The following is a 26,693-nucleotide window of genomic DNA, read 5'->3' as shown; positions in this document are numbered from 1 at the left end:
GGCTGCACCGCATGAGCAGGCGCTGGCTGGACCGGTCGATCGCCGCCGGGGTCGCCGCGAGCCTGGTGGTGGCCGGGCACCCCGCCACCGGTCCTGGCTACGCGTTGCTGGCCGCGAGCGGGCTGGTGCTCGTCGCGCGGCGGACGGCACCGCGAGCGGTGCTCGTGGCGACGGGCCTCCTCGCGCTCGGCTACCAGGCGACGGGCGCCGACGTGCCGGTGATCGCGTTCCTCTTCGCCGTCTACTCGACCATGCGGGCGGGCCACCGCGTCTTCACCCTCATCGGCTCCGTGCTGATGCTTGCCTCGCTCCCCCTTGCCGCTCTCCTCTCGCCCCGCGACCTCACCACCTACGAGGCGTTCGCGCAGACGCGGGACGTCCTGCAGATCGCGTGGCTCATCGCCGCGGCAGCCGCGGGCGAAGCACTGAGACAAGCCGAGAAACGAGCAGACGAAGCCGAACGCAGCAAAGAGGAAACGGCACGCAGGAGGGCCAACGAGGAACGCCTCCACATCGCCCGCGAACTGCACGACTCGCTCACCCACCAGATCTCCGTGATCAAGCTGCAGGCCGAGGTCGCCGTCCACCTCGCCCGCAAGCGCGGCGAGGAACCACCCGAGCCGCTGCTGGTGATCCGCGACGCCGGCCGCGAAGCCGCGAGGGAGCTCCGAGCGACGCTGGAAGCGCTCAGGGACGACGGCAAGAACCCGCCGCACGGCATCGACGACGTCCCCGACCTGGTCCAGCGCGCCAGGTCCACCGGCCTGGACGCCCGACTCACGATCGAGGGCCGCCACGAGGACGTGCCGGCCGCCGTCGACCGCACCGCCTACCGGATCGTGCAGGAGTCGCTCACCAACATCGCCCGCCACGCCGCCGCCGAGACCGCCCGGATCCACATCGACTGCACGCCGGAAGCGCTGGTCATCCGGGTCGACGACGACGGCACGGCACCGCCGAAGGCGGCAGCATCGGGCGTGGGCCTGCTGGGCATGCGTGAACGCGTCACCGCGCTCGGCGGCAGCCTCCAGGCGGCGCCGCGCTCCGAGGGCGGGTTCACCGTGCGGGCCGAGCTCCCGGTGGCACAGCCGTGATCCGCGTCCTGCTGGTGGACGACCAGCCGCTGATCCGCAGCGGTTTCCGCGCACTGCTCGACGCGGAGGACGACATCGAGGTCGTCGCCGAGGCCGCGAACGGGGCGGAAGGCGTCGCCAGGGCGAGGGAGCACCGCCCGGACATCGCCCTGGTCGACGTCCAGATGCCGGAGGTCGACGGCATCGAGGCGACGCGGCGGATCGCCGCCGACCCGGACCTCGCGGGCACGCACGTCGTGATCCTCACCAACTACGGCCTCGACGAGTACGTCTTCCACGCCCTGAAGGCGGGCGCGGCCGGGTTCCTGGTCAAGGACGTCCAGCCGGAGGACTTCCTGCACGCCGTCCGGGTCGCGGCCCGCGGCGACGCGCTGCTCGCCCCGTCGATCACCCGCCGCCTGATCGACCGGTACGTGAGCCAGCCTCCGCGGCCGAAGCAGTGCCTCGACCAGCTCACCAACCGCGAGCGCGAAGCCCTCGTGCTGGTCGCGCGGGGCCTGTCGAACGACGAGATCGCCGCGACCATGGTGATCAGCCCGCTCACCGCCAAGACGCACGTCAACCGGGCGATGGCGAAGCTGCACGCCCGCGACCGCGCCCAGCTCGTGGTGATCGCCTACGAGTCGGGCCTGGTCGTGCCGCAGGCCCCCGAGCGCGGGTAGGACTCCGCGCTTCGGCGGTCACACGCCCACCCAAGCCGTCGTCGCCGCCTCGGACCGGTTGTTCCCGCTGCCCCGAGTCGGGGCGGAGTCCGGCCCTCGGTTCTCGGCGTCGGGGCCTTTGCTCGGCGGCCAGGTGGTGGGCCGAGCTGGCGCCGTGATGGTTCGCTGTTCCGCTCGCTCCGGGGCTCGGCAGGCTTTCACCCCTCGCCGCTTCCCCGCCGCCGCTTCCCCTGTCCCACCGGGATTCCAGGCCTCGTGGACACGGTGAGCGACCCCACAGCCCGCACGGAAACACCGCGGGCACGGCCCCCGTTGTACAGATTGGTCGGTGCGGTCCGTGTCCCCCGGGCCTCACCTCAAAGCCTTCGCGGAAGACCGTTCGGCTGGTACCGCGTTGAGCCCCTCGCCGAGAGGCGACCGCCGCACCGACCTCCACGAAAGCCCGTCCCCAGGCCGCAGCTCTCCCCGACAGGTGGCCTGGGGACGTCGGGCCGGCGCGGAACTCTCCTGCCGCGTCGGCCACCCGTACTCGCACCTTGCGACACAACGGAACCGCGGGTGGTTGCTCCACCTGACCGGTGAGCCACCACACAGATCATCGTTGGAACACAACGGAAGCCCGCGCCGTTGAACCAGATGGTCGGTGTGGAACGAGTCCCCGGGCCCCACCAGACAGCCTTCGCGGAACACCGTTCGGCTGGAGCCGCGTCGTGCACACCGCCGAGAGGCGACCGCCACACCGACCACAAGCCACGCCCTCGGGCCGCCCACCCCCCAGCCGGCTCGAGGGCCTTCCCACTCTCACACCCCTTGCACGTCAAGGGAAAGCAACTCCAAGCGGTGAGCCACCACACAGATCACCGTTGGAACACAACAGAAGCCAGCTCTGTTGGACCAGGTGGTCGGTGCGGAACGAGTCCCCGGGCCCCACCAGACAGCCTTCGCGGAACACCGTTCGGCTGGAGCCGCGTCGTGCACACCGCCGAGAGGCGACCGCCACACCGACCACCCTTACTCGCCCCCAGGCTGCCGTCCTCCCCCAGGCAGTGTGGGGGCTTCCGTCGTCTTGCCAGGCGAGCTCGACCGCTGTGGGGTTGAAGGGAACCTGCGCGCAGAGGTGCGGCGGGTCATCTCCGAAGTAGGATGAACAGCTCTTCTGCTTCTCGCGCCAGGGCTTCGGCTTCCTCATCGCGGCCCAGGTCGCGCAGAGGGGCGACCATCCTGTCGAGGGTGTTGGCCACATGCCTGAGGTAGCCGTGGGCGCGCCGTAGAGCGAGAGCCCGCTCGTAGTGCTCGATCGACCTGCCCGGTCGGCGGGCGCGATGTTCTACGTAGCCCAAGGTTTCCCGGCAGGACGCCTCACCTTCCGGGTGGGGTTGCGCGGCAAGGGCAGCTTCACCGAACGTGCGAGCCCGGCCCAGATCTCCGAGTCGGGCGGTGAACCACGCGACCGCGTTCAGGGCGTGTGCTTCGCTGGTGGTGTCGTGGAGTTCCCGAGACAGACGCAGGTTTTCCTGGGCGTGGTGCAGCGCTTCGACGTCTTCGTCTTGGCGACCGAGTGCCCACGCCAGGGCGCGATGGACGCGGTACAGCTGGTGCACGTCGCCCAACTGCTCGGCGAGGACGCGTGCTTCCCGCAGGTGTGCCAAAGCCTCGGAGTAGCGGTGAGCGCGGGCCAGAGCTTCACCGAGTCGCCGGTGGGAGGTCACCAGGGCTGGACTTCGTTCCCGCTCGTGCAGCGTGAGGCTCCAGGTGCGGATGTCGGCGTCAGGCTGGTCTCGCCGGTGGTGGTAGGTGGTCAGTGTTCGCGCCAGATGCCGGACGACGTCGTGCCACCGGTACTCCGCGGCGGTGTCCGCGGCTGCGAGCAGGCACTGGTGTTCCGCATCGAACCAGGCCAGCGCCGCGTCGACGTCCGCAGGCGCTTCCGGGCGGCATCCACGCGACATCGGCGGCAAGGCCGCAGGCGATCCGTGCGGTTGGAGACAGCGATCCGCGGCATGGGCGGTGTGCAGGTAGTGGTCGACCACCCGCCGCAGGGCGTCGACGTCCTCGACGCGGACTTGGGCCCGGACCAGGTCATGCATGCGGTAGCGTCCATCGGCCTTCCTCTCCAGCAGGCACAGACGCTCCAGAGCAGGCAGTTCGGACATCGATCCCGTCAGGCTGCCCACGGCGGCAGGGCCGATGTCCGGGCCCGGCGCGGCGGCGAGCAGACCGAGGACGCGCGACTGCGCGTCGGTCAACCCGCGCAACGACCACGACAGCACCGCCGGCACGCTGGTGCTCGGGTCCTCGTCGTCGAACTGCCCCAGCTCGTCAGCGATCCGCGCAAGCGGCGTCTCGGGAGACATCTGGCCACGACTGGCCACGATCCCCAGGGCCAACGGCAGTCCCGCGCAGTGCCGCACGATCCGCCGCACCGCCTCGGGGTCCGAATCGACCCGGGCAGATCCCAGTCGCGCGACCAGCAGGGCGCGGGCTCGGCGTCGCCGAGCGGGCCGAGCCGGAAGTGCAGCGCTCCCCACCGGGTGACCAGCGAGGTCAGCTGACGGCGGCTGGTCACCAGCACCGTGCAGGAAGACCCACCGGGCAGCAGCGGCTCCACTTGAGCCGCATCCGCGGCGTTGTCGAGCACCACCAGCAGCCGCCTGTCCGCGGTCAGGCTCCGGTAGAGCGCAACCTGTGCGTGCGGATCGGGCGGGACGTCCAAGGCGTTGAGAGCGTCGAGGAAACCGCGTAGCGCGACAGCGGGAGCCAGGGGCTGGTCCGGCGAGAACCCCCGCAGGTCCACGAACAGCTGGCCGTCCGGGAACCGGTGCCGGTGGGCATGCGCCCAGTGCACCGCCAGCCACGTCTTGCCCACACCGCCGATCCCGACTACCGCGTGCACCCCAGGGCTGTCAGCCAGAACGGCCACGTCGGAGGCCCTGCCGACGAAGCGCGACGGCGAGGCGGGCAACTGCCGGGGCGTTGGCCGCCCAGCCTGGACGACGACCTCGCCGACCTGCACGACAGTCCCCGTGACATCGCCGTTGACGACGTTGTGCACCCTGAACCGCTCAGGCATGCGACCAGGATGCACCGGCCGGTGGAGCACCACCAGATCTCGCTGACAGCGGGTATCCCTTCCAGTTCTGTCCGGGTACCGGCCCATCTCCGTTCCTGCCGCGTACCCGCAGATCGCACACAGGAGTCCTCGGGCCGCGAGGAAGCCCCCGAGCGGTCCCTGTGCCGACAGGCTTTCGCCGCCGGCACAGACCGGATGCACAGGTTGTCGGACGATCCTGCGCCGTCCGCGGGAACCGAGCTGCGCCACTACGAACGCCACTCCCCACTCAAGGCCGTCGGGGCGCCCTGCGACAGGAGGCGCCGATCCCCCTCGTACCAGCTTCGCAACCTCCGACCGGCAGGCGCAACGCCTGCCGGTGGACGGAGAACGCCCGCATGCACGTGCTCGATCGACTGGGCGGAACAGCGCGGAACTGGCCGGTCAGGCCACCCCGGCGGCGATCAGCTTCGCCCAGATCTCGCTCTGGTCCACCACTTCGACGCCGAGCTTCTCCGCCTTCGTCAGCTTGCTCGCGCCGACGCCCTCGCCCGTGATGAGCAGGTCGGTGGTGGCCGACACCGAGGAGGCGGCGGTGGCGCCGGCTCGTTCGCACATCTTCTGGAACGTCGGGCGGGTGACCTTCTCGCCGGAGCGCGGGTCGCTGATGGAGCCGGTGATGACGACCGATTTGCCTTCGAGCGGGGCGCCGGCGACGACGACGGGCGGGAGGTCTTCGGAGCGGACGTCGAGGGAGACGCCTCGGGCTCGCAGGCGTTCGATCTCCGGGCGCAGGCGCTCGAGGTGGTGGGTGAGGGACTCGGCGACCTTGGCGCCGATGTCCTCCACGGCGACGAGCTCCTCGACGCCCGCGTCGGCGACCTCTTCCAGGGAGCCGAAGCCCGCTCGGCAGAGGCGGGCGGCGGTGCCTTCGGACGCCATCGGGATGGAGAGGCCGATCAGGGCTCGGCGCAGGCCCACGGCCCGGCTGCGCTCGATCGACTCGATCATGCGGGTGGCGGAGACCTCGCCCACGCGGTCGAACTCCAGCAGGCGTTCCTTGGTGAGGGTGTAGAAGTCGGACGGGTTCACCAGGTCGCCGGTTTCGGCCAGGCGTTCGATCCAGACCTGGCCGATGGCGTCGATGTCGGCGGCGGCGCGGGAGGACCAGTGGATCAGGCGGCGGACGGTCTGGGCCGGGCAGGCCGCGTTCGTGCAGAACAGCTCGCGGCTGTTGCCCTGTTCGGTCAGCGGCTGGGCGCAGGAGGGGCACTGCGACGGCGGCACGATCTCGCGCTCCTCGCCGGTGCGCTTCGACTCGTCCAGGACGCCCGCGACGAACGGGATGACGTCGCCCGCGCGGCGGACCAGGACCGTGTCGCCGATCTTGATGCCGCGGGAGCGGATGACCTCCTGGTTGGCGAGCGTCGCGCGGGTGACGGTGGTGCCGCCCACGAACACCGGCTCCAGCCACGCCACCGGCGCGATCTTGCCCGTCTTGCCGACGTCCCACTTCACGTCGAGCAGGACCGTCGTCTTCTCCTCGGCGGCGAACTTGTAGGCGATGGCGCCGCGCGGGGACGACGAGCGGGTGCCGGCGGCGGCGAACGCGTCGCGGTTGGCCAGGCGCAGCACGGCCCCGTCGAGGTCGTAGTCGAGTGCGTTGCGGGCCTGTTCGATGCCGCCGATGAGCTCCTGCGCTTCGGCAGCGGTGGTGCAGTGGCGCATCTCGGCGACGCTGAACCCGAGCTTGCGCAGGCCCGCGTCGAGGTCGGAGTCGGCGCTCTCGGGTTCGGTCGTCAGGTCGAAGGCGAAGAACTGCATCCGTCTGCCCTCGACGGCCTTCGGGTCCTTCGCGCGCAACGTGCCGGCGGCCGCGTTGCGGGGGTTGATCAACGGCTTGTCCGGGTGCGCCTTGTTGTACTCGTCGAACGTCGAGCGCAGCATCACGCACTCGCCGCGCACCTCGACACGGCCCGGCGCGTCCACCTTGTCCGGCACGCCGTCGCACAGCGCGCGCGTGAGGAACGTGACGTCGTCACCCGTCGTGCCGTCCCCACGCGTCACAGCGCGCGCAAGGCGGCCGTTCTCGTACACGAGCGCCAACGACAGACCGTCGAGCTTCGGCATGACGACGACCGGCTGGCCCGGGAACCGCGAGAAGAACGCCTCGACCTGTTCGGGCTTGTTCGCCTTCTCCAGCGACAGCATCGGCCGTGAGTGCCGCACCGGCGCGTGCAGCACCGACGGCGCACCCACGTGGTCCAGCGGGTTGTCCGCCGGCGCCGACTCCGGGTGCTCGGCGATCAGCGAACGGAACTCGTCCTCGATCGCGTCGTACTCGGCGTCCGCCACCAGCGGCTCGCCCTGGTAGTACGCGTCACGCAGCTCGACGATCCGCGCGGCGAGCTCCTGAATCCGGTCCCCAGCACTCATGGGCGGGACGTTACCGGGCGGGACCGACAAAAATGGACGGTCGTGCCCGGAGCCGTGCTCGAGTCGCGTTCGAGCTCAGTCGAACAACCCGATCTCGTGAGCCACGGTCCCCGCTCGGCAGACCACGTCCGGCCGGTGCTGCCGGATCCCGCCGAAGTCCACGGACCGCAGCACCACCACCAGGTCCACCCGCCGGTGTGGCGGGTGCCGGCAGCCCTGTTCGTGGAGCCCAGCCACGCGTCCAGCACCGCGAACTCGGTGCCGTGGTCGACGCGCGGCACCCCGAGGCCGTCGATGATGTCGAGCAACGCCGAGTCGGGGCCACCGGTGAAGCGGGCCTCCCTGGCCGCTTCGCGCAACGACGTCCGCCCCGCGAGGCCGTTGGTGTCCACAGTGGCCGGCACGGGCATCCCGATCCCGAGCACCGGCACGGGCGGTTCGTCGCAGCGCTCGTGGAGCGACTCGATCAACGTGCGCCACTCGCCGTCCGGCAGCCGCGACTTCCAGAACGTCGTGAGCACGACCGACAGCAGCACGAGGTTGAGGCTGTGGTCGATCAGCGATCCGCCCGCACACCGGGTCCAGAGGCGACGACAGGTCGTTTGGAGGCCGTTGAACGGCGGTGGCTGATCTGCCGAACGAACCAGCCCCGCCGAAGTCGAGCCGTGTGCTGCACGCGTGGGCGAGCTGACCGGGGATGTCGCCGGCGAGCTCTAGTCGCGCGGCCCGCGCAACGTCAGCACCACCCGCAGGACGTGCTCGACCGCGGCCGGGAACACGGCTCCGCGCAGCTCGTCGCGGTGCGCCAGGGTCCGCCCGGCGAACTCGAGCATGCGGTCGGGTCCCACCCGCCGCACCACGAGTGCGGCGACCTCCTCCAGGTCGAGGCCCGGGTGGTCGAGGCGGGTCAGCGCGAACTCGACGACCAGCTCGTCCTCGGTCACCTGCTCCTCCTCTCCCCGACTCGTCGAATTCTCCCACCGGTACACGTCGGCAACATGTGCTGGACCGATGATCCGGGCCACCAGCACGCTGTCGGACATGAGGTTCCTGCGGCCAGACGCCCCGCGCTGGAAGTGCCCGCCCGCACCCGCCGGCGTGCGCGACTTCCACGCCGGGCTGCCCGGCTACGCGCCCACCCCGCTGACCGAGCTGCCCGCGCTCGCCGCGGGACTCGGGATCGGCCGGTTGTTCGTCAAGGACGAATCCTCCCGGCTCGGCCTGCCCGCTTTCAAGGCCCTCGGCGCGTCCTGGGCCGTCCACCGCGTTCTGGAGGGACGAACCGGGCAGGTCACGCTCACCACCGCGACCGACGGCAACCACGGCCGGGCGGTGGCGCGCATGGCCCGGCTCCGCGGTCAACGCGCGCACGTCTTCGTGCCGAACACGGTGCCCGAGAAGGCGATCGAAGCGATCCGCGCGGAGAACGCCGAGGTCACCGTCGTCGACGGCACGTACGACGACGCGGTGGCACTGGCCGCGCAGGCCGACGGGATCCTCGTGCAGGACATGGGCTGGGACGGCTACGAGGAGGTCCCCGGCTGGATCGTCGAGGGCTACGGCACGCTCTGCCACGAGGTCGACGAGCAGCTCGGCTCCGAACCCGACCTGGTCGTCGTCCCCGTGGGCGTCGGGTCGTTCGCGCAGGCCGTGATCACGCACTACCGCGGCCGCGACTCGCGCACCAGGATTCTCGCCGTCGAACCCGACCGGGCCGCCTGCGTCCTCGAAAGCCTCCTGGCGGGCGAGCTGAGGAGCATCCCGACCGGCCACACGATCATGACGGGCCTCAACTGCGGTACGCCTTCCAGCACCGCGTGGCCATTCCTGCAGAACGGCCTGGACGCCGCCGTGTCCGTCTCCGAAGAAGAGTGCGCCGAAGCCGTCGAAGACCTCTTCGCGCAGAACGTCCATTCAGGACCGTGTGGTGCCGCTGCTCTCGCAGGATTGCGTGCCATCCGGGACGACCTCGGCCACCTCGGCACCGTTGTCCTCATCAGCACGGAGGGACGTTCGTGACACCACGCGACCTGCTGGCGCGGCTGGTCTCCATCGACTCGGTCAACCCCGACCTCGTCCCCGGTGGCAACGGCGAACGCGAGATCGCCGACTTCTGCGCGAGGTGGTTCCAGGAGCGCGGCTTCGCGGCGCACCGGCTGGAGAGGCGACCGGGCAGGCCCTCGATCGTGGCCGTCCGCAAGGGCACCGGCGGCGGGAAGTCGTTGATGCTCAACGGTCACGTCGACACGGTCGGCCTGGCCGGCTACGACGGCGACCCGCTCGAACCGGTGGTCGAGGACGGCAGGATGTTCGGCCGCGGCACGTTCGACATGAAAGGCGGCATCGCGGCGATGATGGTGGCGGCCGCCCGAGCCACCGGACGACCGCTGCGCGGCGACGTGATCGTCGCGTGCGTCGCCGACGAGGAGCACGGCAGTTCGGGCACCGAGGAGGTGCTGGAGTCGTTCACCGCCGACGCGGCGATCGTCACCGAACCCAGCCACCTCGAAGTCACGCTGGCGCACAAGGGCTTCGTGTGGTTCGAGGTCGAGATCGGGGGCAGGGCGGCCCACGGGTCGCGGCCGGAGCTCGGTGTCGACGCGATCGCCAAGGCCGGGCACTTCCTCGTGGCGCTGGAACAGCTCGGCCACGACCTCGCGACCGGACCGCAGCACCCGTTGCTGGGCACCGGAACCGTGCACGCGTCGCTGATCAGCGGCGGCGAGGAGGCGTCGACCTACCCGGCGAGCTGCCGGATCACGCTGGAACGCCGCACGGTTCCCGGCGAGTCACCGCGGCGGACCGAGGACGAGCTGCAGGCGATCATCGACCGGCTGGAGGCCACCGTCCCGGACTTCAGCGCCACGCTCACCCGCGGCCTCGCCAGGGAGCCGTTCGAGGCCGACCCGGACGCGGAGATCGTGCGGACCCTCGTCGCCGCGCTCGGCGAACCGCCGGTCGTCCGGGCGGAGCCGTTCTGGACCGACTGCGCCCTGCTCGACCGCGCCGGCATCCCCTGCCTGCTGTTCGGCGTGGACGGCGCCGGAGCCCACGCGGCCACCGAGCACGTCGACCTCGCCTCGCTCGACCGGCTCACCGACGTCCTGACCGGAACGATCGCGGCCTTCTGCGCCTAAGGGGCGAGCATCCGCTTGAACTCGGGGCACTCGACCAGCGGTTCGTGGGTGCAGGTGGAGGCGTGGTCGAGGCTGTCGCGCATGCGCCGCAACCGCGCGATGTCCTCGTCCAGCGCCGCTGCCTTCACGGCCATCTGCTGCTGGACGGCGGTGTCGCCGGGCATGGCGAGGAGGAACCTCCCGATCTCCGCGACGGAGAACCCGGCCCGGCGGGCGCAGCTGATGAGCGCCAGCCGGTGCAGCACCTCGGGTTCGTAGGTGCGGCGCAACCCGTTGCGGCCGTTCGAGGAGAGCAGGCCCTTCTTCTCGTAGAACCGCAGGGCGGACGGCGCGAGCCCTGACCTCTGCGCGACTTCGGCGATGTCCAGCACGGGATCGAGGCTAGTCCGGCCTCGGACCAGGCCGACCGGACGCGGGGCTTGACTTGAACCGCGCTTCAAGTCGCACGCTCTGCGCCATGAAGATCCACCACCTGAACTGCGGTTCGATGCGCCGCCTCGACCCCACCCGCGCGGGTCTGCCGAGCGCCCCCGCGGTGAACCACTGCCTGCTGGCGGAGACCGGCGAGGGCCTCGTCCTGGTCGAGACCGGACTCGGGCTCGCGGACGTCCGCACTCCGCTCGAGACGCTCGGCGAGGCCTGGACCGAGATGGCGCAACCGGTTCTCGACGAGGCGGAAACGGCTCTCCGCCAGGTCGAGGACCTCGGCCACGACCCCGCCGACGTCCGGCACGTCCTCGTCACCCACCTCGACGTGGACCACTGCGGTGGTCTGCCGGACTTCCCCCGTGCCACGGTCCACGTCCTGGCCGCCGAACTGCGCACCGCCCTGACCCAGGCCCCGAGCTACCGCTACCGCCCGGCCCACTGGGCGCACGGTCCGCAGTGGCGCGCCTACGAGTCCGCCGACGACTCGTGGTTCGGTTTCGGCGCCGTCCAGCCGGAAGGCCTGCCGGAGGAGTTCAAGCTCGTCCCGCTGCCGGGGCACACGCAAGGCCATGCGGGAATCGCGGTGCACGACGGCTCGCGGTGGCTCCTGCACTGCGGCGACGCCTACTACTACCACCGCGAACTGGAGGAAACGCCCGAAACACACCCGGTTCTCGACGTCGTGCAGACCCGCTCCGCCCACGACCACGGCGACCGCGTCACGACCCAGGACAGGCTGAGGGCGCTCGCCCGCGACCACTCCGCCGAGGTCACGCTCTTCAGCGCACACGACCCGTGGGAATTCGGCAGACTGGTCGGGTGACCCGACTGAGGAAGTGCTGACGTGCACGCCGCCGGCCTGGTGCTGCACCCGCGACGGGACTCCGCCGCCGCCGTCGAGGCCGTCCTCGGCTGGGCGGCCCACCGGGGTGTCGAGATCCTCGGCATCTCCGACGAGATCCAGCGCCTGCGCTGCGAGGCCACCCCGGTCACCGCGGAGGAGCTGGGCCGCCGCGCCGACCTGGTAGTGAGCCTCGGCGGCGACGGCACGATGCTGCGCGCCATGCGCCTGGCCGACGGCGCGCACGCCCCGGTGCTGGGCGTGAACCTCGGCAAGCTCGGCTTCCTCGCCGAGGTCGACGTCCCGGACCTGCCGGCGGCGCTGTCGGCCATCGACGCCCACGACTTCACCGTCGAGCCACGCCTCGCCGTCGACGCGGTGTTCGCCGACCGGAAGGTCACGGCGTTCAACGACATCGCCGTGGTCCGCACTCCCGGCCAGGGCAGTGCGCGGGTCGCCGTCCGCGTCGGCGGCCAGCCGTTCGTGAGCTACTCCGCCGACGCCGTCATCGTCGCCACGCCGACCGGTTCCACGGCCTACAGCTTCAGCGCGGGCGGGCCGATCACCAGCCCGTCCGTGGAGGCGCTGCTCGTCACCCCGGCCTCCCCGCACTCGGCCTACAGCCGCGGCGTCGTGCTGTCGGTCGACGACGAGGTGGACCTCGACCTGCTGCCGTCGAGCGGCCGCCTGGCCGTCGAGGTGGACGGCATGGTCGCCGGGTACGTCGAGCCGGGGCAGCGGGTGTCGCTGCGCGGACGCGCCCGTGCCGCGCGGGTGGTGCGGCTCGGGATGACGACCTTCTACCAGCGGGCGCGGCGCAAGCTGCGGCTCACCGACTCGGCGGAGCTCGGGTGAGGCTGCGCGAGTGGACCGTCGAGGACGCCGCCTGGTACGCGCAGGTCACGAGGGACCCCGAGGTCCAGCGGTACACCACCGACCCGCCCACGACCACCGAGCAGCAGGTCGCCGCGGCGATCCAGGCGTTGCCCGGCAACCCGGCGGTCGCGTCGTTCTGCGTCGAGGACGCCGGTGAGCGCTGCGGCAACGTCGCCGTCGACTTCCAGGACGGCGTCGGGCACGTCTCGTACCTCGTGGCGGCCGAAGCCCGCGGGCGGGGCCTCGCGACCGGGGCGCTCACCGAGTTCGTCGCGTGGATCCTCGCGCACCACCCGGTCACCGAGCTGAGGCTGTGGACCCACCGCGACAACGCCGGTTCCCGCAAGGTCGCCGAACGCGCCGGGTTCGTCCGCGACCCCGCCCGCGACGAGGACCGCGAGGTGAAGGGCGAGGTCTGGCCCACGGTCGCGTACCACCTCGTCCCCTGACCTCACCGAGGTGTCGAGCGCCGCTCGTTCGGATGTCCACGGCGGGTTGCGGAGGGGGGACGAGCCGATCAGGCGCCACGGGGTGGCCGTCCTCCTCGTCGCTCGTGGAAAGCGCGTCCACCTCACGCCGGATGTTCGCCGGCGAGGTGGACGCGCTGCGCCGCGGGCTCGGGGTCACAGGCTCCCCGTGACCGTGCTTCCCGACTTCGTCACGTGGTAGGTGGCGGTCGCTCCGCTCCAGTAGTGGAACGTCAGCGTCACCCGCGCGTTGTCGTTGACCTCCGCGAAGAACTCGGGCGTCAGCGTCGTGGCGCCGGTGGTGTAGTTCGGCGCGAACGTCCGGTCGAACTCCTTGAAGGACGTCCAGTTGTGCGGCCCCGCGTTCGACCCGTCCGCGTACCTCGCCTCCATCGTGGCGAGCACGTCGCCGCGGAAGTTCGTCGGGATCGAGAACGCGCTCGTCGTGCCCGTGGCGGCCGACAGCACCGGGGTGTCGTGGGTGATTAGGTTGATCCGCCACGGCACCCCGGCGGAGAAGTGGGCCGTCAGCACGGCGTTCGTGCCGTAGTTCCGCGAACCGCTCAGCCTGGTCATCGCCGCCGCGGTCAGGGTGAGCTGATCGCCCGAGACCGTGTAGTCCGTGCCGCGCACCAGGTCCGTCGAGCCCTGGCGCAGCGCCGTGAACGTGGTCCCGTTGGGGTGCAACGTGATCGTCTTCGCGGTGACCGCGCTCGACCGGGCGCTGAACACCTGGTCGCCCGACGCCGTGCCGGACCGGGTCGTCCAGCTCGACTTGATCTGCGCGATCAGCTCCGGGTCGCTCCACTGGAAGGACGTGCGGCCGAGGTGCTGGCCGTTGTCCCACAGCATCGTCGTGATCTTCTTGGTCCGCGCGTAGTACCCGAAGAGCTCGAAGAACTTCAGCTTCTCGCCCTGCTCGATCGTGCCGGTGTGCCGGTCGAAGCCGAGCAGCCCGTACTCGCCGAGGATCACCGGGATGCCGCGGGAGACGAAGGTGCTGAAGACGCGGTCGAACGAGTCCGTGAGGTCCTTCTGCGCGGTCGCGTCGAAGCGGAACCCACCGGCGACGTTCACGCTGAACGGCCAGTAGCCGTAGTAGTGCACGGTCGCGGCCAGGTTCCTGTCGCCGAACCCGCTGATCGACGCCGCCAGCTCGTCGAGGCGTGCCTGCTCCGACGAGGTGTGCAGGGTGGGCAGCACGAGCAGGCGGCTCGCGTTGTTGCCACCCGAGTTCCGGACGATGGTGCGGAACGACGCGTTCAGCTCGTGCAGCAGCTGGGCGTTCTGGGCGTCACCCGAGCTGCCGGTGAACTGCGGTTCGTTGACGCTCTCGAACACGAGCTTCGCGGGTGAGTCCCTGAACGCGGTGGCGAGCTGCGTCCAGATCGCGTTGTAGCGGGCGAGCACACCGGTCCGGTCGGACGGCATCGCCGAGATCCACTGCCACGAGTCGTGGTGGATGTTGATCATCACCTGGAAGCCGTCCGCCAGCGCCCAGCCGACGACCTCCTTGACGCGGTCGAGGTACGCAGCCTCGATCTGGTAGCCCGGTGCCCCGCCCTGGTGCTGCCCCCACGTGACGGGGATGCGGATGCTCTTGAAGCCCTGCGCCTTCACGTTGTCCAGCAACGCCTCGGTGATGCGCGGGTTGCCCCAGGACGTCTCGTCGGCGCCGGTCGCGTCGAGCGAGTTGCCGAGGTTCCACCCCGGCTGCATCGCCGCGACCTGGGCCATCGCGTCACCCGGCACCGGGTTGTTCGACGTCGTGGTGGTGGTCGTGGTGGTGGTCGTGGTCGTCGTCGGGTCCGTGCCGCCGCCGGTGCACGTGACGCCGTTGAGGGCGAACGACGTCGGTGCCGTGTTCGCACCGGACCAGCTGCCGTTGATGCCGAACGACACTTTGGCGTTCGGCTCGATCACCGCGTTGTACCCCACGTTGACGGCCGTGGCCTCGGCACCCGAGGACGTCACGGTGGCGTTCCACGCCTGCGTCACCTTCTGCCCGGACGGCCACGTCCAGGTCAGCCGCCAGCCGTCGACGCGGTCCCCGACGTTCGTCACGGCCACGTTCGCGGTGAACCCGCCCTGCCACTGGCTGGGCACCGCGTAGTCCACCTTGCAGCCGGGTGCCGCCGCGGCCGGGGCGACCACCGCCAGGCCGACGGTCGCGGTCACCGAGACGAAGGCCGCGAGCAGCGCGACGCCGCGCCTTCCGGTCATGACACACCTCCAAGCCTGGGAACGCTCCCAGATTGGGGCGGACTGTAATCACCCGGCAACATCCCGAGGAAGTGCTGTCGAATCGCGGTCGAATCGATAGCGAACCTCATGTTGCACTTTCCGCGACAGGTCGTCGTCCTTTGTTTAGCACTTCTCGCCCAGCGGCGTACCCCACACGGCCGAGGCGCTGACCACGCACTGTGCATCGAATCGTCGAACGGCCACGACATTGCGGTGAGCGCCGGAAATCGTCCTGCTCGCAAATGCCGGGTGAAATTGCGCCGAGCAGCGGTCCTGTCGCGAACATTCACCTCCACCCCTGTCGGACCGGATTCGTGACCGTTACAGTCCCGAACCTGGGAGCGCTCCCAGATTCAGTCGGAGCCCGGATTCCTCGGAGGCCCACGTGCACAGTCGCAGGTGGAGAGCTGTCGCAGCCGCGCTGGTCGCGGTGCTCGCGGCGGCGACCGGTCCGCTGGTGCGGCCCTCGGTGGCCGCGCCCGCGTTCAACTACGGCGAGGCGCTGCAGAAGTCGGTCTGGTTCTACGACGCCCAGCGGTCGGGGCAGCTGCCGGCGGGCAACCGCGTGAGCTGGCGCGCCGACTCGGCCCTGCGCGACGGCGCGGACGTCGGGCTCGACCTGTCCGGCGGTTTCTACGACGCGGGCGACCACGTGAAGTTCGGGCTGCCGTTCGCGTTCAGCATGTCCATGCTCGCCTGGGGCGCCGTGGAGAACCGGGCCGCCTACGCGAGTTCCGGGCAACTCCCGCACCTGCTCGCGAACCTGCGGCACGGCACGGACTGGATCATCAAGGCGCACCCGTCCCCGAACGTCGTCTACGGCCAGGTCGGCGCCGGCAACCCCGACCACGCCTGGTGGGGCTCGGCCGAGGTGATGCCGATGGCCCGTCCGTCCTACAAGGTGGACGCCTCGTGCCCCGGCTCCGACCTCGCGGGCGAGTACGCGGCGGCGATGGCGTCGGCGTCGATGGTCTTCAAGGACACCGATCCCACGTACGCGGCGACCCTGCTCACGCACGCCAAGCAGCTCTACACCTTCGCGGACACCTACCGCGGCAAGTACAGCTCGTGCATCACCGACGCCGCGACCTTCTACAACTCCTGGAGCGGCTACCAGGACGAGCTGGTGTGGGGTGCGATCTGGCTGCACCGCGCCACCGGGGACGCGAGCTACCTGACCAAGGCGAAGACCGAGTACCAGAAGCTCGGCACCGAACCGCAGAGCACCGAGCGCTCCTACCGGTGGACGATCGCGTGGGACGACAAGTCCTACGGCGCCTACGTCCTGATGGCCAAGCTGACCGGCGAGCAGACCTACATCACCGACGCCAACCGGTGGCTCGACTTCTGGACGACCGGCTACAACGGCAACCGGGTGCGCTACTCCCCCGGCGGCCAGGCGGTGCTCGACAGCTGGGGTTCCCTGCGCTACGCCGCCAACACGGCGTTCGCCGCCCTGACCTACTCGGACTGGCTGTCCACAAGAGACACCGCCCGCGCGAAGACCTACCACGACTTCGGTGTGCGGCAGATCAACTACGCCCTCGGCGACAACCCGCGCAACGCGAGCTACGTCGTAGGGTTCGGCGCCAACCCGCCGCGCAACCCGCACCACCGCGGCGCGCACGGCTCGTGGGCCGACAGCATCCAGGAACCGGCCGTCAGCCGTCACGTGCTCTACGGCGCACTGGTCGGTGGTCCCAGCACCAACAACGACGCCTACACCGACAGCCGCAGCGACTACGTGATGAACGAGGTCGCGCTCGACTACAACGCGGGCTTCACCGGCGCGCTCGCCCGCCTGTACGGGGAGTACGGCGGCACGCCGCTCGCCTCGTTCCCGGTCGTGGAGACCCCGGACGGCCCTGAGCTCACGGTCCAGGCGTCGGTGAACCAGAGCGCCGCCCAGTTCACCGAGGTCAAGGCGTTCGTGCTCAACAAGAGCGCCTGGCCCGCGCGGACGTTCAACGGCACGCTGCGCTACTACTTCACCCTCGACGGCACGACCGCGCCGAGCCAGATCAGCGTCACCACGAACTACAACCAGTGCGGCGCGGCGAGCGCCCCCGTGCAGTACCGCGGCTCGGTGTACTACGTCGAGATCCCGTGCACCGGCGTGGCCCCGGCCGGGCAGTCGGCGTTCCGCAAGGAGGTCCAGTTCCGGATCACCAGCGCCGGCACCTGGGACCCGTCCAACGACTGGTCGGCGGTGGGCCTCGGCACCGGCAACGCGGTCGTGCAGACCGACCGGATCGTGCTGCGGCAGGACGGCAGGACGGTGTGGGGCGCCGAGCCCGGCGGCGTCGTCGACGACCCCGAACCGCCCTCGGCTCCCAGCGGCCTCACGGTCTCGGCCGTGTCGAGCACGAGCGCGACGCTGAGCTGGACGGCCTCGACGGACAACGTCGGCGTCGCCGGGTACGACGTGCTCGACGGCACTACCGTCACGGGTTCGTCGGCCACGACCGGTCTTGTCGTCACCGGCCTCACTCCGGACACGCCGTACACGTTCTCGGTGCGGGCGAGAGACACGTCCGGCAACGTGTCCGCCACGAGCGTTCCGGTCACCACGCGCACGCTGCCGGGAAGCGCGAGCACGTTGTCCGTGCAGCACAGGGGTTCCGGGGCGGCCACGGCCAACCAGATCGGCGCCACGGTGCAGCTGACGAACCGCGGCACGACGCCGGTCAGCCTCACCGGCACGACCATCCGGTACTGGTTCACCGGCGACGCTCCCTCGGCGAGCTACCAGGCGTGGTGCGACTGGGCCCGGATCGGGTGTGCCGGCGTGCAGGTGCGGGTGGTGAAGCTCCCCGCCGCCCGGCCCGGCGCCGACGCGTACGCCGAGGTGTCGTTCACCTCCGGCAGCCTCGCGGCGGGAGCGAGCACCGGTGACGTCCAGGTGCGGATCGCGAAGTCCGATTGGTCCACTTTCACCCAGACCGACGACCACAGCTACCGGGTGAGCGGCGCGCTCACCGACTTCGACAGGGTCACCGCCCACACCGGCGACACGCTCGTGTGGGGCGTCGAGCCCTGACGATCTTCGGGGCGGGACGTTCTGCGCGGCACAGGCGTCCCGCCCCGATCCCAGCCGCACCCCGCGCACGCCGCCGGGCCGCGGTCGCGCTCTCACGGTGACACGCGGGCGTTTCGTCACGTTCGAATTGATCTTCGCGTGCTCCTACGATGAGCATCATGACGGACGTAGACCGGTACCGCCGGCCAGGCCCCCGCATCGAGGAGGTCGCCCGGCTGGCCGGCGTGTCCAAGTCGACCGTCTCGAGGGTGATCAACGACGAGCAGTACGTGAGCGCCAGGGCGCGCGACGCCGTCCACACGGCGATCACCCACCTGAAGTACAGCCCGAACCAGGCCGCCCGCTCCCTCGCGGGCAGCAAGGCGAACGCCATCGCGCTGGTCGTCTCGGAACAGGGCAGCCGGGTGCTCGGCGACCCGTTCTTCGCGGGCGTCCTGCGCGGCGTCCACGCCGAGCTGTCCGGCCGGCACGTCCAGCTGCTGCTCATGATGAGCCGCCCGCAGGACCACGACGACCTCCTCGTCTACCTGGCGGGCGGCCACGTGGACGGCGCGCTGCTCGTGAGCCTGCACGGCGACGACCCGCTCCCCCACCGCCTGCAGGAGGTCGGCCTGCCGGTGGTCGTGGGCGGACGGCCGCTCGGCGCCAGCTCGGTCCCGTTCGTGGACTCGGACAACTTCACCGGCGGCCTCGACGCCGTGCGGCACCTCGTCTCGCTGGGCCGCAACCGCATCGCGACCGTGGCGGGGCCGCGCGACATGGCGGCGGGCCTGGACCGGCTCAGCGGCTGGCGCCGGGGGCTGGGTGAGGCCCGGCTGTCCGCCGACCTGGTGGTCGAGGCGGACTTCACGCCGGAGAGCGGCGCGCGTGCGATGACCGAGCTGCTCGACCGCGCCCCCGGCATCGACGCGGTGTTCGTCGCCGCGGACATCATCGCGCTGGGTGTGCTGCAGGTGCTGCACGCCCGCGGGCGGCGCATCCCGGAGGACGTGGCGGTCGTCGGGTTCGACGACTCGCTGCTGGCGTCGACCGCCACCCCGCCGCTCACCACGGTGCGGCAGGACGTCGAGCAGCTCGGGCGGACGATGACGTGGCGGCTGCTGGGCGAGCTGGCCGGGGACGACGGGCTGCCGCCGTCGCTGCTGCTGCCGACCTCACTGGTGCGCCGGGCGAGCGCCTGACGCGACGGCCTCGCCCCCTTCCGCCGCCCGCCCCCGCGGCCTTGCGGGGGTCACCCCCAGGCCACCCGCGCGTTCACCCGCGACCCCGCGCGGTCCCTCACCGACCCAGCCACCGCGCGCCGTTCGTCCTCATCCCCACACGTCCGGTCGCACCAGGGCATTGCTCCCACCACAGCCCCCGGCCCGAGCCCTGGGCGCGCGCTTTCCCCTCGCCGGCACTGGCGCTGTACGTACCGGCCGCAGCACTCAGTGTTAACCCAAAGGTCACACTTCCGGGAACGCTCCCAGTTTTCTCAACTGTGACCTGAGCCGCAAACCACGAGGTCACCCGGTCGAGCGACGGCGTAAACACCTGGTGTACCCAGGAGTGTGTCTTGACACACGTTCGAAGCCGGTACGACACTCCTCCCCGTCTGGGAGCGCTCCCAGAACCCGCCGCCGAGACCAGAGGAGTTCTCCCGTGCGACACCGTTGGGTCAGCGTGCTGATCTGTGCCGCCGTGTCCGCCGCCGCCACCACAGCGTGCGGGTCAGGTGGAGCGAGCCAGTCCGCAGACGGAAAGACCGAGCTCACCATCGCGACGTTCAACGAGTTCGGCTACGAAGAGCTGTTCAAGGAGTACGAAGCCGCTCACCCGGACGTCAAGATCACGCAGCGCAAGACCGGTCAGGGCCAGCCCCACCACCAGAACCTGTTCACCAAGCTCGGCGCCGGCTCCGGCCTCGCCGACATCGAGGGCGTCGAAGAGGGCTACCTCAGCCAGGTGATGTCGAAGTCCGGGCAGTTCAACGATCTCAAGGAGATCGGCCCGAAGATCGAGGACAACCGCTGGCTGCAGTGGAAGACCGACGCGATCACGTCCAAGGACGGCAAGCTCATCGGCTACGGCACGGACATCGGTCCGCTGGCCATGTGCTACCGCAAGGACCTCTTCGCGCAGGCCGGCCTGCCGTCCGACCCCGAGGGCGTGAAGGCGCTCTTCGCCACGTGGGACAGCTACTTCGCCGCCGGTGACCAGTTCATCGCGAAGGTTCCGGGTGTCGCCTGGTTCGACAGCGCGGCCCAGGTCTACAACGCGATGCACAACCAGCTCGAGACGGGCTACTACGACAAGTCCGACAAGCTGGTCGTCGACACCAACGCCGACATCAAGAAGGACTGGACCGCGGTGACCGCGGCCGTCGCGAAGGGTCAGTCGGCGCGGCTCGCGGCGTTCAGCCCCGAGTGGAACACCGGCTTCAAGCTCGGCAAGTTCGCCACCAAGACGTGCCCGTCGTGGATGCTCGGTGTCGTCGAGACGCAGGCCGGTCCCGAGAACAAGGGCAAGTGGGCGGTCACCGACGCGTTCCCGAACGGCGGCGGCAACTGGGGCGGCTCGTACCTGACCGTGCCGAAGCAGAGCAAGAACGCCAAGAAGGCCGCCGAGCTCGCCGCGTGGCTGACCGCGCCGGAGCAGCAGGTCAAGGCGTTCAAGGCCAAGGGCACCTTCCCCAGCCAGCTCAAGGCTCTCGACGCGCCGGAGCTGCTGGAGCAGACCAACGCCTACTTCGGTGACGTGAAGGCCGGCGCGCTGTTCGCCACCCAGGCCAAGAAGATCAAGGCCGCGCAGTACAAGGGCCCGGCCGACGGCCAGATCCAGGAGACGGTGTTCAGCCCGGCTCTGCAGTCGGTCGAGCAGGGCAAGAGCTCCGAAGAGGCCTGGAAGGCCGCTGTCGAGGGTGCTCAGAAGGCGGCCAAGTAGTGACCGCCACTCTCTCCAAGGTGGACCGCGGGCCGGCACAGGAGGCCGGCCCGCGGCCTCCGCGGCGGTACCGGCTGTCCAACCTGGACGCCAAGGTCTCGCCCTACCTGTTCGTCGCACCGTTCTTCGTGCTCTTCGGCGCCATCGGGCTCTTCCCGCTGCTGTACACCGCCTACGTCTCCCTGTTCGACTGGGAGGTGGGCGCCGACGAGCCGCTGTTCATCGGCTTGGAGAACTACCGGACGCTGTTCGAGGACGACCAGTTCTGGAACGCGCTGTTCAACACGTTCAGCATCTTCCTGCTCTCGAGCGTCCCCCAGATCATCGTCGCTGTCGTGATCGCGGCACTGCTCAACGCGAACCTGCGCGCCCGCACCGGCTGGCGGATGGGCGTTCTGCTGCCCTACGTCGCGAGCCTCGTGGCGTTGACGATCATCTTCGGCAGCCTGTTCGGCCCGCAGTACGGCCTCGTGAACGACGTGCTCGGTCTGTTCGGCATCAGCCCGATCGACTGGCAGGCCAGCACCTTCGGCAGCCACGTCGCGATCGCGTCGATGGTCAACTGGCGGTGGACCGGCTACAACGCGCTGATCATCCTCGCGGCGATGCAGGCGATCCCGCGCGACGTGTACGAAGCGGCGCTGGTCGACGGCGCGAGCGCGTTGCGGCGGTTCTTCAGCATCACGCTCCCGATGCTGAAGCCCACGCTGATCTTCGTGATCGTCACCTCGACCATCGGTGGCCTGCAGATCTTCACCGAGCCGAAGCTGTTCGAGCCCGCGGGCGGCAGCGGCGGCGGCTCAGAGCACCAGTACCAGACCGTCGTCCTCTACCTCTACCAGTCGGCCTTCCAGGGGCTCGACCTCGGTTACGCCTCCGCGATCGCGTGGGTGCTGTTCCTGGTCGTGATCGGTGTAGCGGTCCTCAACTTCTTCCTCACCAGGAGGGCCGTCCGATGATGAAACGACCGTCCTTCGCGATCTACGGCATCCTCGCCGCGTTCGTGCTCGGCTCCGCCTTCCCGTTCTACTGGTCGTTCCTCGTCGCGAGCCGCGACAACTCGGTGCTGACCGGCGACTTCACGCTGGTCCCCGGCGGGAACTTCTGGACCAACGCCTCGCGCGTGTTCGACACGGTCCCGTTCTGGAAGGCGCTGGGCAACAGCTTCATCGTCTCCGGCACGGTGACGTTCTCGGTGGTGCTGCTGTCGACGCTCGCCGGGTTCGCCTTCGCCAAGCTGAAGTTCCGCGGCCGCGGGGTGCTGTTCCTGTTCGTCGTGGCGACGCTGGCGGTGCCGACGCAGCTCGGCATCATCCCGCTCTACATGGCGATGGCCGAGTTCGGCTGGGCCGGTGAGCTGGAAGCCGTCATCGTGCCGAACCTCGTCACGGCGTTCGGCGTGTTCTGGATGCGCCAGTACCTCGTCGACGCCATTCCCGACGAGCTCGTCGAAGCGGCGCGCATGGACGGCTGCAGCCTGTGGCGCGCGTTCTGGCACGTCGCGCTGCCCGCCGCCCGGCCGGCCGCCGCGATGCTGGGCGTGTTCACGTTCATGCAGTCCTGGAACGACTTCCTGTGGCCGCTGGTCGTCCTCAACGCCGACAACCCGACGCTGCAGGTCGCTCTGGAGAAGCTGCAGAGCGGTTACTACGTCGACTACTCGCTCGTACTCGCCGGAACCACGCTCGCGACCGTTCCGGTGCTCATCGTCTTCCTCGTGCTCGGGCGGCAGATCGTCGCCGGTGTGATGCAGGGCGCCGTCAAGGGGTGAAAATGGAGAACATTCTTTTCCCACAGGGATTTCTGTGGGGAGCCGCTACCGCGGCGTTCCAGGTGGAAGGTGCGACCGCCGTGGACGGCCGCACCGACTCCATCTGGGACGAGTTCTGCCGGCAGCCCGGGAGGGTGGTCGGCGGCGACTGCGGTGAACCCGCCGCCGACCACTACCGGCGGTTCGAGCAGGACGTCGCCATGATGGCGGACCTCGGGCTCCAGGCCTACCGCTTCTCGATCGCCTGGCCGCGCGTGCGGCCGGACGGCGGGAAGGTCAACCCGGCGGGTCTCGACTTCTACAAGCGGCTCATCGACTCGTTGCTGGCGCACGACATCGTGCCGTGGCCGACGCTCTACCACTGGGACCTCCCGCAGACGCTGGAGGAGAACGGCGGGTGGGCCAACCGCGACACCGCGTACCGGTTCGCCGACTACGCCGCCGCCACCGTCGAGGCGCTCGGTGACCGGGTCGGCACGTGGACGACGCTGAACGAGCCGTGGTGCTCGGCGTTCCTCGGCTACGCCGCGGGCATCCACGCCCCCGGCCGCCAGGAGCCGAAGGCCGCCGTCGCCGCGGTGCACCACCTGCTGCTCGGCCACGGGCTCGCCGCCGACACCATCCGCGCGGCCCAGCCGGACGCCAAGGTCGGCATCACGCTCAACATGTACCCGATCATCCCGGTCGACCCCGACAACCCGGCCGACCTCGACGTGGCCCGCCGGCTCGACGGGCTGCAGCAGCGGATCTTCCTGGACCCGTTGCTGCGCGGCGAGTACCCGGCCGACATCCTCGAGGACCTGGAGCCGTTCGGCTTCGGCGACCACATCAAGGACGGCGACCTCGGCGTCATCTCCGGCCCGATGGACATGCTCGGCGTCAACTACTACACCGAGCACTACGTCAGCTCGACGCCCAACGGCGACGACGGCGGCCGCAACCCGTGGGTCGGCGTGGAGCACGCGTCGTTCCCCGTCCGCAACGCCCCGGTCACCGACATGGGCTGGGAGGTCAGGCCGGACGGGCTGACCACCGTGCTGATGCGGGTGCACCAGGACTACCCGCGGCTCCCGCTGTACATCACCGAGAACGGCGCCGCGTTCCGCGACGACTTCACCGGCAACGGTGCCATCGACGACGTGGACCGCACCGGCTTCATCGCCTCCCACCTGCGCGCCGCCCACGCGGCGATCGAGGCGGGAGTCGACCTGCGCGGGTACTTCTGCTGGTCGCTGCTCGACAACTTCGAGTGGGCAGAGGGCTACGCGAAGCGGTTCGGCATCGTCCACGTGGACTACGACACCCAGATCCGCACCCCGAAGATGAGTGCGAGGTGGTTCAGCAGGGTGGCACGCGACAACGCGCTGGTCGCCACCTCATGACCGAAGGCAGGAGTCGTCGCCCCGGCCCGCGCATCGAGGAAGTGGCGCGCGTGGCCGGGGTGTCGAAGTCCACCGTCTCCAGGGTGATCAACGGCGAGAAGTACGTGAGCGAGCGGTCGCGCCAGGCGGTGCACCGCGCCATCGCCATGCTCGGGTACAGCCCCAACCACGCCGCGCGCACCCTGGCGGGCAGCAAGGCCAACGCGATCGCGCTCGTGATCTCCGAACAGGGCAGCCAGGTCCTCGCGGACCCGTTCTTCGCCGGGATCCTGCGCGGGGTGCACGCCGAGCTCACCGGACGGCACGTCCAGCTCCTGCTGATGATGAACCAGCCGCTCGACGGTGAGGACCAGGTCGCCTACCTCACCGGAGGGCACGTCGACGGGGCGCTCGTCGTGAGCCTGCACGGCGAGGACCCGTTGCCGAGGATCCTGCACGAGACGGGGCTGCCCGTGGTGTCGGGCGGCCGTCCGCTCGCGGGCGGCGCGGTCCCGTTCGTCGACGCGGACAACTTCAACGGCGCGCTGGGGGCCGTGCGCCACCTGATCTCACTGGGCCGCGAGAAGATCGCCACGATCGCCGGCCCGCACGACATGGCGGTCGGCATGGACCGCCTGAGCGGCTGGCGGTGCGGCCTCGCCGAACACGGGATGCCCGTGGGGCTCGTGGCCCACAGCAGCGACTTCACGCCCGAGAGCGGGGCGTTCGCGATGGAGGACCTGCTGCGCCGCGCACCCGATCTCGACGCGGTCTTCGTGGCGGCCGACATCCTGGCCGTGGGCGCGTTGCGGGTGCTCCACGCGCGCGGCTACCGGATTCCCCACGACGTCGCCGTGGTGGGGTTCGACGATTCCGTGCTCGCCTCGACCGCGACGCCGCCGCTCACCACCGTGCGCCAGGACGTCGAGCAGTTGGGGCGCACCATGACGTGGCGCCTCCTCGCCGAGCTGGCTGGCGAGGAGAAGCTCCCGTCGTCGATGCTGCTGCCGACGTCGCTGGTGCGCCGGGCGAGCGCCTAGCCCCCGCTCGTGGTCAGACAGCGGCCTTCGCGCGGCTGGCCAGGCCCTCGATCACACCGGACAGCTTCTCGGTGACCTCGGGGTCGTCGACCGGGTGCAGCTCGGCGAAGCGGACCACGGAACCCGGGATCGACAGGGTCAGGTCCTCGGCGGGCACGCCACCGGCGATCTTGACGGCCTTGCGGGCCTCGTCCTGCGCCCACACGCCGCCGTACTGGCCGAACGCGGTGCCGACGACGGCGACGTGCTTGCCGGACAGGGCGCCGGCGCCGTAGGGGCGGGACAGCCAGTCGATGGCGTTCTTCAGCACGGCGGGGATGGTGCCGTTGTACTCGGGCGAGATCAGCAGCAGCGCGTCCGCCTCGGCGGCGGCCTCGCGCAGCTTCACGGCGGGGGCGGGAACGGCGCCCTCGGTGTCGATGTCCTCGTTGTAGAACGGCACGGTGTCCAGGCCCTCGAACACGCCGACCTCGACGTGGTCCGGCGAGATCTGGACCGCGGCCTCGGCGAGCCGTCGGTTGTGCGATCCGGAGCGGAGGCTGCCGACGAGCGTGAGGATGCGGACGGTCATGGCGGGACTCCTGTGTACGGGGTGCGGTTGAACGACTACACCTTAAACGGGACGTGTTCCGTCTATCTTCCGGCTAGGCTGCCGAGGTGAGCGACGGCACACCTCTCCCCCTCGCCGGGCCGGAGGCTCCCCTGCGCGCGGACGCCGTGCGCAACAGGGCGTTGCTGCTGGAAGCGGCGGCGCGACTGGCGGCGGAACGGGGGGCGGCGGCGATCACGATGGAGTCCGTGGCCACCGCGGCGGGCGTCGGCAAGGGCACGGTGTCGCGCCGCTTCGGCGACCGGCACGGGTTGCTGCAGGCCCTGCTGGACCACTCGGAGCGCCGGTTCCAGGAAGCGTTCCTGAGCGGCCCCGCGCCGCTCGGCCCCGACGCCGACGCGGTGACGAGGCTGCGGGCGTTCGGCCCGGCCCTGCTGCGCCACGAACACGCCCACTTCGACCTCTACCTCGCCGCCGAGCCGTCGCCCGAACGCCGGTTCACGGTCCCCGCCCGGCAGCTGCGCCACCGCCACGTGGCCCTGCTGGTGCGCGCGGCCCTCCCGGACGCCGACGCCGACCTGCTCGCCCACACCCTGCTGGCGTCGGTGGATGTGGTCCTCGTCGAGCACCTCGGCCACCCCCGCGACAGGGCGCTCGCACGGGCGGAAGCGGGCTGGCACGACCTCCTCGACCGCCTCCTGCGCTGACTCCCCCGTTCGGTTCGAGTCGAATCACGCGTCGAATTCGACCGATGACCGCGCCGGAGCTTGTTGC

23 protein-coding genes are annotated in these 26,693 nt (G+C 70.5%); 15 read left to right on the top strand and 8 right to left on the bottom strand.

Features of this window, described 5'->3' with window-relative positions:
• The first annotated feature begins 11 nt into the window (after positions 1-11).
• On the top strand, positions 12-1,094 hold the full coding sequence (locus BLQ91_RS09140) for a sensor histidine kinase (protein WP_090096300.1): 1,083 nt from the start codon (positions 12-14) through the stop codon (positions 1,092-1,094).
• Positions 1,091-1,756 carry a response regulator gene (locus tag BLQ91_RS09135; RefSeq protein WP_090096299.1) on the top strand — a complete coding sequence of 222 codons (666 nt, stop codon included), beginning with the start codon at positions 1,091-1,093 and terminating at the stop codon, positions 1,754-1,756. The genes BLQ91_RS09140 and BLQ91_RS09135 overlap by 4 nt, the downstream gene beginning before the upstream one ends.
• Before the next feature lie 1,127 nt (positions 1,757-2,883).
• On the opposite strand, the gene BLQ91_RS09130 is transcribed toward BLQ91_RS09135, so the two are convergent.
• The 5 genes from BLQ91_RS09130 to BLQ91_RS09115 form a co-directional block, all read right to left on the bottom strand.
• The gene (locus BLQ91_RS09130; RefSeq protein WP_143022568.1) at positions 2,884-4,110 is read right to left on the bottom strand and encodes a tetratricopeptide repeat protein; all 1,227 of its coding nucleotides are present in this window, start codon (positions 4,108-4,110) and stop codon (positions 2,884-2,886) included.
• Positions 3,999-4,826: an NB-ARC domain-containing protein gene (locus tag BLQ91_RS40165; RefSeq protein WP_143022567.1), complete on the bottom strand. Its 828-nt coding sequence runs from the start codon at positions 4,824-4,826 to the stop codon at positions 3,999-4,001. Before BLQ91_RS40165 ends, BLQ91_RS09130 begins: the two co-directional genes overlap by 112 nt.
• Before the next feature lie 423 nt (positions 4,827-5,249).
• On the bottom strand, positions 5,250-7,241 hold the full coding sequence (gene ligA / locus BLQ91_RS09125) for an NAD-dependent DNA ligase LigA (RefSeq protein ID WP_090096297.1): 1,992 nt from the start codon (positions 7,239-7,241) through the stop codon (positions 5,250-5,252).
• Complete coding sequence (locus tag BLQ91_RS40160) at positions 7,238-7,777, bottom strand: hypothetical protein (protein WP_143022566.1); 540 nt, start codon at positions 7,775-7,777, stop codon at positions 7,238-7,240. The genes ligA and BLQ91_RS40160 overlap by 4 nt, the downstream gene beginning before the upstream one ends.
• Before the next feature lie 177 nt (positions 7,778-7,954).
• On the bottom strand, positions 7,955-8,185 hold the full coding sequence (locus BLQ91_RS09115) for a hypothetical protein (RefSeq protein WP_090096295.1): 231 nt from the start codon (positions 8,183-8,185) through the stop codon (positions 7,955-7,957).
• A gap of 67 nt (positions 8,186-8,252) precedes the next feature.
• On the opposite strand from BLQ91_RS09115, the gene BLQ91_RS42010 reads away from it, so the two are divergent.
• Positions 8,253-9,260, top strand: coding sequence for a pyridoxal-phosphate dependent enzyme (locus BLQ91_RS42010; RefSeq protein ID WP_245733295.1), 1,008 nt, complete (start codon positions 8,253-8,255; stop codon positions 9,258-9,260).
• Positions 9,257-10,378, top strand: a complete 1,122-nt coding sequence (locus BLQ91_RS42005) for an ArgE/DapE family deacylase (RefSeq protein ID WP_218130198.1) — start codon at positions 9,257-9,259, stop codon at positions 10,376-10,378. The genes BLQ91_RS42010 and BLQ91_RS42005 overlap by 4 nt, the downstream gene beginning before the upstream one ends.
• Here the strand turns inward: BLQ91_RS42005 and BLQ91_RS09105 are convergent.
• A complete protein-coding gene (locus tag BLQ91_RS09105) occupies positions 10,375-10,749 on the bottom strand; it encodes a MerR family transcriptional regulator (protein ID WP_090096294.1) in 375 nt (124 codons plus the stop codon). The two genes, BLQ91_RS42005 and BLQ91_RS09105, sit on opposite strands and share 4 nt — an antisense overlap.
• Positions 10,750-10,835: 86 nt before the next feature.
• On the opposite strand from BLQ91_RS09105, the gene BLQ91_RS09100 reads away from it, so the two are divergent.
• Genes BLQ91_RS09100 through BLQ91_RS09090 form a run of 3 tightly spaced genes read left to right on the top strand, consistent with a single transcriptional unit; the run spans position 10,836 to position 12,973 of the window.
• The gene (locus tag BLQ91_RS09100; RefSeq protein WP_090096293.1) at positions 10,836-11,630 is read left to right on the top strand and encodes an MBL fold metallo-hydrolase; all 795 of its coding nucleotides are present in this window, start codon (positions 10,836-10,838) and stop codon (positions 11,628-11,630) included.
• Between the two features lie 21 nt (positions 11,631-11,651).
• Entirely contained in the window at positions 11,652-12,503 is an 852-nt protein-coding gene (locus tag BLQ91_RS09095; RefSeq protein WP_090096292.1) for an NAD(+)/NADH kinase, read from the top strand.
• Entirely contained in the window at positions 12,500-12,973 is a 474-nt protein-coding gene (locus BLQ91_RS09090; RefSeq protein WP_090096291.1) for a GNAT family N-acetyltransferase, read from the top strand. Before BLQ91_RS09095 ends, BLQ91_RS09090 begins: the two co-directional genes overlap by 4 nt.
• A 174-nt stretch (positions 12,974-13,147) precedes the next feature.
• Here BLQ91_RS09090 and BLQ91_RS09085 read toward each other — a convergent pair whose 3' ends face one another.
• On the bottom strand, positions 13,148-15,214 hold the full coding sequence (locus BLQ91_RS09085; protein WP_090096290.1) for a cellulase family glycosylhydrolase: 2,067 nt from the start codon (positions 15,212-15,214) through the stop codon (positions 13,148-13,150).
• Between the two features lie 406 nt (positions 15,215-15,620).
• Here BLQ91_RS09085 and BLQ91_RS09080 point away from each other — a divergent pair, with 406 nt between their 5' ends.
• The 7 genes from BLQ91_RS09080 (at position 15,621) to BLQ91_RS09050 (ending at position 25,369) form a co-directional block, all read left to right on the top strand.
• Positions 15,621-18,275: a glycoside hydrolase family 9 protein gene (locus BLQ91_RS09080; protein WP_090096289.1), complete on the top strand. Its 2,655-nt coding sequence runs from the start codon at positions 15,621-15,623 to the stop codon at positions 18,273-18,275.
• A 158-nt stretch (positions 18,276-18,433) separates the two neighbouring features.
• A complete protein-coding gene (locus BLQ91_RS09075; protein WP_090096717.1) occupies positions 18,434-19,456 on the top strand; it encodes a LacI family DNA-binding transcriptional regulator in 1,023 nt (340 codons plus the stop codon).
• A 460-nt stretch (positions 19,457-19,916) separates the two neighbouring features.
• Positions 19,917-21,197 (top strand): ABC transporter substrate-binding protein, encoded by a 1,281-nt coding sequence (locus tag BLQ91_RS09070; protein ID WP_090096288.1) that lies wholly within the window; start codon positions 19,917-19,919, stop codon positions 21,195-21,197.
• Entirely contained in the window at positions 21,197-22,156 is a 960-nt protein-coding gene (locus tag BLQ91_RS09065; protein ID WP_090096287.1) for a carbohydrate ABC transporter permease, read from the top strand. The genes BLQ91_RS09070 and BLQ91_RS09065 overlap by 1 nt, the downstream gene beginning before the upstream one ends.
• Positions 22,156-22,968, top strand: a complete 813-nt coding sequence (locus BLQ91_RS09060) for a carbohydrate ABC transporter permease (RefSeq protein ID WP_245733294.1) — start codon at positions 22,156-22,158, stop codon at positions 22,966-22,968. The genes BLQ91_RS09065 and BLQ91_RS09060 overlap by 1 nt, the downstream gene beginning before the upstream one ends.
• Before the next feature lie 2 nt (positions 22,969-22,970).
• A complete protein-coding gene (locus BLQ91_RS09055; protein ID WP_090096285.1) occupies positions 22,971-24,350 on the top strand; it encodes a GH1 family beta-glucosidase in 1,380 nt (459 codons plus the stop codon).
• Positions 24,347-25,369, top strand: coding sequence for a LacI family DNA-binding transcriptional regulator (locus BLQ91_RS09050; RefSeq protein ID WP_090096284.1), 1,023 nt, complete (start codon positions 24,347-24,349; stop codon positions 25,367-25,369). The genes BLQ91_RS09055 and BLQ91_RS09050 overlap by 4 nt, the downstream gene beginning before the upstream one ends.
• 13 nt (positions 25,370-25,382) lie before the next feature.
• On the opposite strand, the gene BLQ91_RS09045 is transcribed toward BLQ91_RS09050, so the two are convergent.
• Entirely contained in the window at positions 25,383-25,940 is a 558-nt protein-coding gene (locus BLQ91_RS09045; protein ID WP_090096283.1) for an NAD(P)H-dependent oxidoreductase, read from the bottom strand.
• Positions 25,941-26,026: 86 nt separating this feature from the next.
• Between BLQ91_RS09045 and BLQ91_RS09040 the strand changes: the two genes are divergently transcribed.
• Entirely contained in the window at positions 26,027-26,626 is a 600-nt protein-coding gene (locus BLQ91_RS09040) for a TetR/AcrR family transcriptional regulator (protein ID WP_090096282.1), read from the top strand.
• Positions 26,627-26,693: the final 67 nt, after the last annotated feature.

Source organism: Lentzea jiangxiensis (assembly GCF_900104175.1).
GTDB classification, from domain to species: domain Bacteria; phylum Actinomycetota; class Actinomycetes; order Mycobacteriales; family Pseudonocardiaceae; genus Lentzea; species Lentzea jiangxiensis.
The sequence above is the reverse complement of the archived record's forward strand: the minus strand, read 5'-3'. Positions and strand labels throughout refer to the sequence as shown.